The sequence below is a fragment of the Flagellimonas yonaguniensis genome, from assembly GCF_029193885.1.
GTDB classification, from domain to species: Bacteria; Bacteroidota; Bacteroidia; order Flavobacteriales; family Flavobacteriaceae; genus Flagellimonas; species Flagellimonas yonaguniensis.
On record NZ_JARFVB010000010.1, the window covers coordinates 1 to 13,137 of the forward strand.

The 13,137-nt window shown below is 42.6% G+C and carries 6 protein-coding genes; all 6 read right to left on the reverse strand.

Features of this window, described 5'->3' with window-relative positions; translation table 11 throughout:
• On the reverse strand, positions 1-8,268 hold an 8,268-nt coding region (locus PY092_RS14145; RefSeq protein WP_275616456.1), incomplete at its 3' end, for a BspA family leucine-rich repeat surface protein.
• Positions 8,269-8,848: 580 nt separating this feature from the next.
• Positions 8,849-10,570, reverse strand: a complete 1,722-nt coding sequence (locus tag PY092_RS14150) for a sulfatase family protein (RefSeq protein WP_275616457.1) — start codon at positions 10,568-10,570, stop codon at positions 8,849-8,851.
• 285 nt (positions 10,571-10,855) lie between these two features.
• Positions 10,856-11,746 (reverse strand): phospholipase A, encoded by an 891-nt coding sequence (locus PY092_RS14155; RefSeq protein ID WP_275616458.1) that lies wholly within the window; start codon positions 11,744-11,746, stop codon positions 10,856-10,858.
• 15 nt (positions 11,747-11,761) lie between these two features.
• The gene (locus PY092_RS14160; RefSeq protein WP_275616459.1) at positions 11,762-12,181 is read right to left on the reverse strand and encodes a hypothetical protein; all 420 of its coding nucleotides are present in this window, start codon (positions 12,179-12,181) and stop codon (positions 11,762-11,764) included.
• A gap of 45 nt (positions 12,182-12,226) precedes the next feature.
• Complete coding sequence (locus PY092_RS14165; protein WP_275616460.1) at positions 12,227-12,694, reverse strand: hypothetical protein; 468 nt, start codon at positions 12,692-12,694, stop codon at positions 12,227-12,229.
• A gap of 1 nt (position 12,695) precedes the next feature.
• Entirely contained in the window at positions 12,696-13,115 is a 420-nt protein-coding gene (locus PY092_RS14170) for an META domain-containing protein (RefSeq protein ID WP_275616461.1), read from the reverse strand.
• Between the last annotated feature and the right edge of the window lie 22 nt (positions 13,116-13,137).

Below are 13,137 nucleotides of genomic sequence, written 5' to 3' on the forward strand. Positions count from 1 at the left end.
GGACCCGGAGATGTCTCCATCATTGTTGTCGCTCGCCGTAGCTCCCAGTTCCGTATAGGTCCCTCCCAGGACGATGTCCTGTGGGTTGTCCCCGATCAGGACGATGGACGGTGGGGTGGTATCGGGTTCTATAATTATTTGTATACCAGGGGAACCAACGTCATTTCCACTGTTTCCATTAACTGCATTTCCGATATAGCTTTCGAATAATGGTGTGCTGGTTCCATCGGTACTTAATGACCAATTTGCCCCGTTGTTATTATCTGCATTCAAATCGGTAAGGTATATGGATCCTGCTCCATCATCAGAAGGCCATGTGGCACCATCATTTGTAAAGGTTACTTGCTCTATAATATTCGTTTGTGTTTCATTATCACCTGAGTAACTCGAGAAACTATCCCAAATACCTATAGTATCCCCGGAATTGTCCAATTCCATGGTCCCCCAATTTGTAACGGCTATTAAATCAACTGTTCCCCAAACAGCTAAAAAGTCTTCCTCTGTAATATCGTCTGCATTGAATAAAATTGCAGATGACATCGCCGGTATGACCCCTGATACGATATTTGCAGAAGTATGGGAATTATTGTCATTATCATCTATCACATAGCCTGAAATGTCCAGATCTGTATTTGTTGGGTTATATACTTCAATCCACTCCCAGTCATCTTCAGTACTAGATGGATTGTACATTATTTCTGTAATGGTAAGCGTTGTCGGCTGGGCTGCACAGCCGTCCTCTTCCAACACTGGATTTTCCAAGTTGGAGAAGTAGTCAAATTGTGCAGTGTGGCCTGGTGTGCTTGCTCCGCTGCCACTAGCACCATAGATACCGACTCCACTTACGGTAAGTGAATGGGTAAAAGATGGTAGGGCAGTAAAATTCAACCCATCAAAAGAATATGATTGAGTCCATGTATCTCCCTGCCTTTTAATTCGCATGTAGATCGGAGCATTGTCCAATTCCCCAATATTGGCATTTGATTCTATGGAGGTCCCCAATGGTAATGTGTTTGTCGGGGAGCTTAATATGGCTGAAAGAACATTGGTATTGGAATTGCTACTGTACACTTCAAATCTAAGGAAATTGAAATCATCTTGTTTCACCAGTATTCCTTGTTCTTGAAACTGTGGAGAATTGACGGGGGATTCCATTTTAACCTCAATTTCAAAGTCTGCATTGTTGGCTGTTTGCAAAAGATGCGGAGCCTGTATACCATCCGTCCAAAGTTCATGGGAAGAACCACTGGGCACGGTTATTTCCACCATTGCATTTTCAGTGTTTGATCCTGTAAAGCTAAGGGCACCATCTCCTTGTGGGTCAACAAATGTCCATTGGTCTGATAAAATGCCATTACAAAAATCATCTGAAATTAAATTGGAGGGACCGCTATTGCCCACAACTATGTTCAGGTTTTCGCTATCCGTAAGTCCATCAATGTCAGTAACTGTGATGGTAACTGGATAGGTGTCTAAATCCCCAATTTCCGGATCTAATTGTAAGGATGCGGTTCCATCATTATTGTCGATTAGTTGGACAAATAATGGTAAACCTGTCGAGGTAAATTGAATATCCGAGTCATTTCCATCTGCATCAGAGGCCGATATGTCAACAGTCAATGTTTCTCCTTCTTGAATGTAAATATCACCTATATCAACTAAAACCGGAGCTTGTTGGGCACTACAACCGTCTTCATCCTCCAATGGGTCTGATAGGTTCAGGAAGTAATCGATTATTGCGGTATGTGCCGGTGAGTTGTTGTTGGTTCCATTGCCACCATAAGGACCTATTGCCGTTGGTTCCATTTCGAAGCTAAAACTAGCCCCTTCCAACCAAGTGATACCATCAAAGGAATAAGTCTGGGTCCAATCATTTCCTTCCCGCTTTATCCTCATATATAGAGGTGATGTTCCAGCATTTCCAATGGAGGTATTGATAAATGGTGCGGTTGCACCGGCTATTTCAAATCCTTGGGCATAGATTTGTGTGCTATTTGTTTCCCGGCTAAAAAATTCAAACCTCAAATATTTATTATCACTTTCCTTGACCAAAATACCTTGTTCTTGGTATTGGGGTATATCCACGGCGGATTCAAATTTGACTTCGACTTCAAAATCGGCATTGTTCATGGTCTGAAGCATGCCAGGAGCTTGAATGCCACTGGTATAGATCTGATGCTCCACACCTTCAGGAACGTTTATCTGCAGAAAGGCATTACTTGTACCTGAGCCTGTAAGTTCGAAACTTGCATCGTTCAGTGGGTCGTTGAATGTCCAGACCGGATTCAGCTGATTATCGCAGAAATCATCGGACTTTATGCCTGATTCATACGTCGAAAAGACACGATTGGTTGTCTCTACAACTTCCGACCCGGAATTTCCCCCTGATATTTTATAGTTGTATACCATATCTGGTGATAATCCTGTGAGCGTAATCGAATGTTCCGTAACTAAATTTGTGTCTTCTTGGAAACTTCCATAGGCATTACTTGTTCCATAATCCACTTTACTCGTTGTTGGCTGGTTTGTTAGCCAATTTATCGTAGCTTCAGTATTGCCATTGGCCAATTGAACTTGAACATTGCTTATTGACAAGGAGCCCGGCGTCACGGTTACATCTCCAAAGGTTACATCGGCCAAATGTGAAATCAACATTAGGGACCCTTGTTGCTCATCCGAAGTATTTGAAGTGTGTTCCAAGTCCCAAGCTATCGGCTCGGTTGTTCCTTGCTCCCAAACTTTTAGACGATACAGGCTTTCACCAGTTAAGGCATTGGTTTCCACTGAGGTTCGCAACATGTACGTAACTTCATTGCTCAATGTCCTTGAGGCATTGTTTCCTTCATAAAATTCCAGTCTTCCTGGACGGTACCATGCAATATCCCCCAGTGGTTCGTAACCGCATTTTGGTTGATCGCAATTTACCGGGGTATCGGTATGTCCTTTCCAACGAAGTAGTACCCCTACGCCGGCGCCGCCAGGCATATCGTGTATGGTAATGGGAACCAAAGCTTCATAATTGTCCCATGTATGGTTGCCTATGGCAATCAACCTGTCGTAGCCAGGCTCTGAGGTTCGGATTCCATCCGGTGTCAATTCAAACTTGCCATCGACTACGTGGGATACATCATTTACTTCCGTGATATCGTTTAGCGTGCTCCAGTCAATACTGTATGGATTTGGCCAAACCAAGCCATCGGTATAGTTTATCGTGACCGTTTTTGTAGTGGTGTTGGCATCGTTGTCAATGGCGGTAATTTCCACGGTATTGGCGCCAGGCACCAAGTCTTCCACATTTAAATCTATATTGAAATCGCCCGAGGCCAACAACCTTCTATTGTCTGGTCCAATGCTCAGGGCTACGGGAGTGCCACCGTTCAAGGTGTATTCAAAAGTGGAAATGCTCCCATCCTCATCGGACACATGTCCCAATATATTGCACCAAGCCTGTGGTATTCCATTATTGCCATATGCTTGGGTGTCACCGTACCATATATCGACTATGGGGCCATCGGAAACGGATTCGTAACCTCCAAAGTATACGATTGCAAAATTGTTGGCATTGGAGGTGTCCAGAGTTTTACAGTACCGCCCCAAACCTTCAGGGTCTGTGTCACTATCGGAACCAGGTTCCGTGTTTTCCCAATCGGGAATGGCCGTTTGGCAAATGGTATAGGATTCACCTTTGATCAAGTCTTCAAAAGTGACCCGAATACCAAGGTCGTTTGGAGAGGCTGGATTTTCATCGCTCGTGGTCCCTTGGGCCACCAAATTACCGGAACTGTCATAAACCGTAAATTCCCAACCAATAAGTGTGGCACCCGTTGGGCCACCAGAAGCTTGGGTATTGACCTCATCATTCGTGCCATCTTGGTTAATGTCGTTGTACATGAGTACACGGATGTCCAGATATTCTGGAAGGGTGGTAAAAGTCCAACCCAAGGATGGAATCCCTTCAAACGGGTTGCCGTTGGCATCTTCAAAAGTGTTGTTGCCCAACTGTATTTCGTACTCGGTATTGGGAGCGAATTCGGTGGAAGGGGTAAAAGTGAATGTTGTACCGTCAGTGCCAAAAGAGAAATCGCTGGTTTCATCGATACGTTCGAACTCCACATTGTTGGTAATATCAAAAATGATGATAGGGTCTGGGCTTGCTACGAACTGTACCGCCTCATCAAAAGCTATGCTTGGCGAAAAGGTAGTGGCCACCTCGGTTGCCCCTGCCACAGGCCCCAAAGTGCCAGCCATTGGTGCGGTGGTATCGGCGCAATACATTCCTCCATCGGTGATCACCCAATTGTTGGGCGCGCCAGCTAAGGTGTTCCTTGCTGTTTCCGCCGTACAATATTGGCTGTTGCCACCACTAAAGGTAACACCGGGCTGTACTGTTTGGGCTGCCCAGCCGCTGAGTAGGGCATCGTAGTTTTCGGTGGATAGGGTAACTCCGGAAAACATATTGGTGGCACTTGTCAAGTTTGAAATATCCCATTGACCTAGATTTTGGTCAAAGGAAATGGCACCATTAAACATATTTAGCATGCTAGTCACACCACTTACATCCCAATGTCCAATATCTTGGTTGAATATAGAGGCTGTTGCAAACATGTTTCGCATATTGGTAACAGCACTCACATCCCAATTTACAATATCCTGATTAAATACAGAGGCGCCTTCAAACATACCATCCATACGCGTAACAGCACTTACATCCCAATTTCCAATATCTTGATTAAAGGATTCTGCATTCCTGAACATATTATACATAGAGGTAACGGCACTTACATCCCAATCGCCAATATTTTGGTTAAAAGCGTTGGCGCCACTAAACATGCCATTCATACTAGTCACGGCGCTTGCATTCCAATTACCAATATTTTGATTGAATGCCGAAGCAGAGGCAAACATACTATCCATACGCGTAACAGCACTTACATCCCAATTCCCAATATCTTGATTAAAGGCTGAGTTTTGGAACATACCAGACATATTGATAACAGCGCTCACATCCCAATCGCCTAGATTTTGGTCAAATAATTGAGCACCCGAAAACATGGATTGCATATCGGTAACAGCACTTACATCCCAATCGCCAATATCTTGGTTGAATACATCGTTAGATACAAACATTGAATTCATGCTAGTTACATTGCTAACATTCCAAGTGTTAAATGCAGAAGTCCCTTGAAGGTTTTCACAATAATAAAACATTCGATATAATGAAGTAACATTGCTTAGATCAGGAACATCGGTTGCAGTAACATCCAAGTTTCCACAATTTTGGAATGCACTGGCCATTGAAGACCATTCAATGTCCCCCCATTGTTCCACAGTCAACAACCTATCTCTTTGAGCATTATTGCTTAGGCCCGAGGACCAAAATCTGGGAAAAACACCTGAAATGCTTACAGTATGGATTCCCGGAGAAGTATAGCTATGTGTGGCATTCCCGGTTTGGTTGGTTTCCACGGTACCATCTCCCCAATCCACGGTATAATCATAGATTTCGGGATTAGGTATTACGGTTGCGTATGTAGGTATGGTAATACTCTCATTGGCTCCCGTGGTTTGCCAGGTGGTAATAAAGGGTTTAAAGGATGTTTCCTCCAGGGTTATATCATTTCCATCTCCACCGGTATAGCTAAGGGTTCCCGAGAAATCGCCAAAAGTAACCTCTGCACCTTCCAGCAATCCTGTAAAGGTACCGGTTATGGCATCGATGCCATCGTTGGAGACAAGGATGATCTCGTCCGTATCGGCATTTGCATAGCCTCCGATCAGGTTTAAGGTGGTTCCGGTTGCAATGGTCACCGTACCATTTACCACTATTTGGTCGTGCTCCGTACCCGGTGTAGGGCCGTTCACTTCAAAGTCGTTGTTGTTGTTGTCCAAGCTAAGGTTTCCGTTTACGGTTAGGATACCTGGGCTGGTGCCGGGCGCCAAATTGGAGTCTACGTCCATGTTTACCACACCCTGTATGGTACCTGTGCCACTCAAGGTGGCATCGGTAAAGAAATTGGCCTCGGTGGTCACGATGGTCGTTAAACCGTTGGTGTCAAAGTCGCCGTTGGTCATGTTGAGTGCATTCAGTTGCAAATCGCCACTGCCTGTCAACTGTACATCTATATTGTTAAGGGTAAGTCCATTGTTGGCACCCAACAAAGCCAAAGAGGCATCGAGGGTCAAGGTATCGTTACCATTACCCCCATCAATGGTCAATCCATTGGTAATACTGGATAGTGGAATGGATACGGTTGTGCCATCAATTTGTTCCACACCATCCCCTGAAATCTGGATACCGGCGGAACTGGCAATGATCAAATTGCCCACGGAAACGGATAATTGGTAGCTGTCGTCGGAAGCTGTGTCCACGTCAGAAATGGACAACACCCCATTTTCGTCCAAGGAGCCTTCGGTATTTTTAGTAACAATACTGACCACTTGCTCGCAAGGTTCGGAAACATTGCCGGCCTCATCGGTGGCGGTCCAAGTGATGATCACATCTCCCACGGGGAACAGTTCTGTATTGCTTCCAGAAGGTACGGGACCTCCATCAGATCTTTCCCCAGTGATTATAATATTTTCTGTAATGGTAATGTCATCTGTTGCGGTGGGTCGTTCGGAAATGGCCACGGGTACTGTGTATTCTCCCTCGGGAGCAAATTCCAAAATATCAGGAAGACAAACAATGCTGGGAGCTGTATTGTCCACCAGTTCTCCAGTGGTAAAGATATATCCCAAATCTTCAAGACCGGCATTTTGGAATTCAGGTTCGTTAAAATCGTTCCATGGGTTGCCGGAACTGTCCTGTAGTACGGTACCATCATAAACAACAAATATCCAATATCTGGTATTGGGTTCAAAGTCGGTCACAAAGTCCAGTTCCACCGTAGTACCATTTATGGCAACGCCCGAACTGGTCAATGGTAAATCCTCCAGTGTTTCTATATCTCCGCCGGTAGGGGTGCCGGTCCCTGCTATTTTGGCCAGTCTAAAAACCCCAGCATCCTGTTGAGCTACAACAGGCTCATCAAAGGTCAGGGTGATTTTTGAATCCAATGGGACATCGGTCTCATCATCGGCCGGGGAAATGGATACCAAGGAAGGCCCGGTAGCATCCGTTGTGGTCACGGTAAAAAAGCTGACGCCTTGGTTGGGACCATCAAATTCTGGTACGGGATTCCCCGCCAAATCCTGAAAAAAGTTTTCGTAATAAAAAAAGGTGTACTCTTTATTTGGAAACAGGTTGCGGTTTGGATCAATGGTTACGATATTCTCATTTATACTGATATTGGCCAAATATTCATTGACTTCCACACTATTATCTGTTTCATTTCGAATGATGAGCGAAGCTGTTTCATCCCCGCTCAATTGCACCGGCATATTGAACGTCAATACCAAATTTTCGGTCAATGGCACGGCAGTTGCCCCATCAACTGGGGAATAACTCAATAGGGTAGGTGTTTCGGATGCTGTATCATCCCCAGTGGTAATGATCCAATCTTCCCCATAACTTTGACCATTGTAAGAAGTAGTTCCTTCCCAATCGTTACCTGCCAAATCTTCAAAACCACTAACTGCGATTCGGTATTGTGTATTTGGGTTCAACCCAATACCAGAGTTAAGCATAACAACACCTACGCCACTTGAATTATCAAGGGAGTAATCCCCAGGGAAAAAGCGTAGATCGGAAATGGAGGTATCCGTTAAATTCTTTAGAAAGATTACGGGACCTACACCTCCAGATAGTATTTGTTGGACCGGTTCGTCAAAAGTGATGGTAAGTTCAGTGTCCAAAGGAACATCCGTGGCTCCGTTCAATGGGCTTAAAACTGCCGTAGGATTTTCGGTATCTGTTGTGGTCACCGTGGAAAAGTTCCAAGTGCCGGTAGTACTAAAACCTTCATAGGCATTGCCAGAAAGATCTTCAATAGCACCATTGTCTATGGTAATATAAATATCGGCATTGGGGTCGAGTTGTCCAGCATTCAATGGAATAGTAATTGTGTTTCCATCTATTATGGATGGATATCCGTTGAAAATCCAGCCGTTTGGATTGGTGGAACTGTTGAAAGAGAGGAACAAATTGTTTTCGCTCCATTGTATGGGTTCGTCAAATGTAAGCACCAAATCGGTTCCCAATGGAACTGCGGTTGCATTATCCAAAGGGGATATTGATACAAGGTTTGGTGGTTGGGTGTCCTGTCCGTACATCGTAAAAATGAAGACAGGAAACATTAAAGCGCAAAGAAATTGAGTAATTTTTCTCATTTGTTTGTGGGATTGGCAATTGGTTGGAAATTTATTTTGGTGAAATTGTAAAAAGCGTATAGAAAGACTTCCCCAAGGGGCATCCTTGTAGGAAAAAGACTTGGGTATGCCTTAAAGTGATTCGGTGTATAAAAAAATCTTCGAAAGTAATATTTATGCATAGGCGTTGTTTGGTCAAACAACCATTGCATAGGGGATAAGTATGTCGGTTAGTGTGGGGTAAATATTGTCCTTCGAAAATATAAAATCTTAGTACTCAAAAACTATATTTCCGAAACTTCAAATAAACTTAACGTTGTGTTGATGTCAAATAAAGGTTGGACAACTCCTTCAAATAAAAAAATATCTTATGGGATAGTCATAAAAAAGCTATGAATGGTATGAAAAACTGTATAAATGACACTAATAGCATCGATGTTGGGCAATTGAGATAAAGCACAACGAACTTTCAATCAGTTTTTTGATCAATAAACCATTATTGTTTAAAGTTCACATCATAAAACAAAATCCCGTCATTATTTGACGGGATTTTGTTTTCTAGCTGAACTAGATGCTCACCTGTAAAATCCATTTTTTAGTATTATTCCTTCTTGGAGTTTTCCCATTTTTCAACAATAGGCTCCAATATATCATCTTCCACGCCCCATACTTTGCCCTCTTTGGCAAGTGGCATAAACTCATCAATGTACTGCTGGCTTATGGCTTCGGAATCGCCGTATTGTTCGCGCAGTGCATCAAGTTTCTGGTGCAAGTCTTTTTGAATATCGACATAGGCGGGGTCATCATAATAATTATGTTGTTCCAAAGGGTCTTTTTTTCTATCGATCAATTCCCAATAATCCAGGTCAAAATAGTGGTGAATCAATTTGTAATCCTTGGTAATTACGGCATAGTGCCTGTTTACATTATGTTCTGATGGATGTTCGTAATAATGATAGTACACAGCGTCCCTATCCCAATTATCCATATCGCCCGTGAGTACGGGAACCAAACTCTTTCCTTGCATGTCGCTAGGCTGTGGAGCTCCTGCAATATCCAAGAATGTTTGGGCGAAATCCAAGTTTTGTACAAGCTCACCGGATACGCTTCCTGGCTTTATACGATTAGGCCAAGAAACCAATAAAGGTGTTTTTAGACTTTCGTCGTACACGAACCGTTTATCGAACCAGCCATGTTCGCCTAAATAGAATCCTTGGTCGGAGGTGTACACGACAATGGTGTTTTCCATCATATCATTGGCCTCAAGGTAATCCAGAACCCGACCTACGTTCTCGTCTACGGATTTAATAGTGCCCAGATAGTCTTGCATGTAGCGTTGATAGCGCCATTTGGCTATATCTTCATCCGTCATGTTGGGATATTGTTCCATAAATTCTGCGGCAACTTTTTCGTATGCGGCATCAAAATTGGCTCTTTGGGTGGAATCCATCCTTCCTAGGGCATTTTCAAATCTACCTTTGTCAAAACCAATGACTTCTTCCAAACCCAACTGATCCATTACCTCTGGGTACAGTTTGCTATCGTTGGCCCAACCCATATTACCATGAATCTTCATTTGGGCGACCTTGGCCGCAGGCATTCCTTCGTGGTCATCGAACAAGGTAGCTGGCTCTTCAAATGTTTTTTGTGTGTATTCCTGCATGTGTCTTTCCGCCATAAACCAAGAACGGTGTGGAGCTTTGTGTAGGTACATGAGCATGAAGGGCTTATCCTTTTTGCGCTCATTGTCCAGCCAGTCGAGGGTCATATCCGTAACGATATCGGTCACATAACCTTTAACATTGATTTCCCCTTCATCCTTAGTGATAAAGTCTGGGTTGTAGTATGCACCCTGTCCGGGTAAAATTTTAAACTGGTCAAATCCTTTAGGGTTGTTTCCAAAATGCAACTTCCCGAACATAGCGGTTTGATAGCCGGCTTTTTGAAGTAATTGAGGGAAAGTGACGTTGGTGGTGTCAAAAGGGGATACATTGTCCACTTTACCGTTTATATGAGAATGTTTTCCTGTCAGAATAGTGGCCCTGGATGGTGCACAAATGGAGTTGGTAACACTTGCATTGGTGAACAACATGCCCATTTTCGCAATTCTATCAATATTCGGGGTCTCTATCAAACTGTTGTCATAGGCGGAAATAGCTTGATATGCATGATCGTCGGACATGATGAATACGATATTGGGTCGCTGAGGTTCTTCTTTAACCTCAGATTTGCATCCGATTACTAGGGTTAGGCATAAAGCGAAATTCAAGAGTGTCAAAACTCTTGTTGTTGGGGTTTTGGGTTGGTTGATTTTTGATGACATAATAGTTTGTTTGAGGACAATCAATTAATTAGGGTAGAAGATAGTCAATTCTCTAGGATTATAATTGCCGTTAATTTATAATTAGTGAGTGTGAATTGATACATTCTTAAAAAATAAGACCCCGACATGACAGTCAGGGTTTGTTTTTCGGAAGAATAGTCTATTATAATCTTGGTAAAAGAGTGTGTATTATTTTAGGCTTATGAGCGAGTCTTTTTAAGACATTTAATAAAAGGGGCATTTGGCCAAACTTGAAAAAAGCCCACATCATGATTCCCTTTACCATTACCAATTGACAAATGACACCCCAATGCCAATAGTATTTTGAAAATGATTGTAATCGATTAAAGTTTCTCCATACCCTGTAAAAAACTGCGCATGCAATTTTAATTTGTCGCCAAGTGGATATAAGTAATTAAATTGAAGACTGCCATGGTTGTCTTTGAACGAAAAAGAATTTGTGGCAACTGCGTAGAAAGCATGCTTTTTGTACTTATAGATAACAGTAACATCACCATTGCCAATATAATTGGTGATCAAGGGGTTTTCATCCTCCTCATCTGCTAATCTAATCCATGGACGGATATAAACTTGCAGATTTTTTGCTTCTAGGCCTAAACTGAAAATTATTCTATTCCAACTTCTGGATCTTGGCAAATCCCTTCCATTGGATTGGTGGTTAAAAGTTACGCCGGCCATCTTTAGGGTCAATCCTAAAAGTTTTACATCCATGGGAAAATTAAGCATCAGTTCCGGTTCATAATTCAATTCCCTAAAGGTCCGTGAAAGCTCTGTGTTATAGATTTGCCAATGAGCGATTTGGGTATAGCCCGCCCACAAGTCGCCATGGCCAAAAAACAACGACTGGGCAACTTTTGTCTTAAAGCTGAGCTGAAACTTCGCTTCAAAATTATTGAAGTCCTTAGGAACCATTGCCGAATAATCCGGGTTTTCACTTTGTGGTAATCCGTTTGGGTTGCTCGACCACCTTCCAGCTGTCACATAAATGGGTTTGTATGAAATTAACCTAAAAGTCCCTTGTTTTTGATCACTGTCCAGTTCCCAAATACTGGATAGGGATTTTAACGAATCTTGGTTTTGAAGAAATTCTTGGGCATTACCGATCAAAAAAGAGAAAAACAATAGTACAAGAGGAAATATCTTTCTAAAAATCATATAGAGTTGACGTTTTTATTGTCCGCCATAAATGGGTTCATCGTTTTGTTTGATGACATAACCTTTCCAAGCCATGAGAATATAATCCCCACCTTTCCAACTTCCAGTATTCGTTTGTTCAAGCAAAATACCCTGTTCCTTTTCCGGAAGAATAAGTTCTGCCTTTGTCATAGAAATATTGAATAAAAGATATGCAGGATCACCCTTGACCATCATACCGTCTTCCAGTGGGTTTAGCCTGAAGGGCAAACTATCCAATTCAACACAGGCTTGTCGAATAATGGAGAACACTTTCCCATTGGCAAACAAACAAGTTTCCACTTTGGATTCTTGGGAAGATATGCCCGATTTTGTTTGATTCTCTTCTTTATCAATGTTTTTGCAGCCTGCCAAACCTGAAATTACAAATAGGAGCACTAGGGCCTTTTTCATCATCAATGTCAATGTTTCTTTAATGCTACAGTATTGTATGGGAATAATCTAGTCCGTGGTATATTTTCCACAACCTTCCAGCTTGGTAAATTCGGTTTCCCTGCCTTTCATGTATTCAACGGTCACGGAATAGGGGGAGGCCATTCCAGATGTTGCACTTATACACTCGGCCTTCGTGATTTCAATGGTCATTTTGGCCATTTCAGTGTGCAAGACATAGCGCTTAACCTGGTCGTCCCCGCTTGGTTCAGTTGGTGGTGTTAAAATAGAATCGTTGACGGTTTTCAGCTTTATCATTTTATCAGATAAAGCCAAACTCCAAAAAGGCTCTGATCCATTGGCACTAAAATAAACGTCCGTCGCAGTCTTTTTTTCAGTGGAAAGCTCTTTTTTCACCACAGTGTCAATAGAAATTGAAGCCTCTGGTGTACCATCCTTGCCTTCACTTGTTTTCTTGTCTTTGCACGACAGGACGGATACACAAATACCCAACAAAATTATTGTGAACTTCTTCATTTTAAGGCATCTTTTTAAATCGCATCATGGGTATGCCATTGAACATTAGGTTCAGTTTTCCATCGGTATCAATACTGAATTTGTTCACTTTTTTCATGGTATTCAAGAAGACCTTTTCCCCTTCACCACAGTACATCATCGTTGTGGGGCCTGGTTCACCAAACGAGATGGAGTCGCCATTGAGGGTATAATCGGCAGAGTACCCGTTACAGCTATTGTTTCCCTCAGCTTTTCGTGTTTCCTTATTAAAAACTATTTGGGGCTTTTTATTGGGAAATAAGCCTTCAAAAGCAATACGCGGACCAGAGATGAATTCCAGTTCCCAGGTCGTATTGTACAGGTTTTCACTTGCTAGATTTTTTGTTGTTGAACATGAAGAAGTAATGATTGCCAATACAATCAAGGAGTTTAAGATTTTCATTTTCATAGTAGATGAGATTATA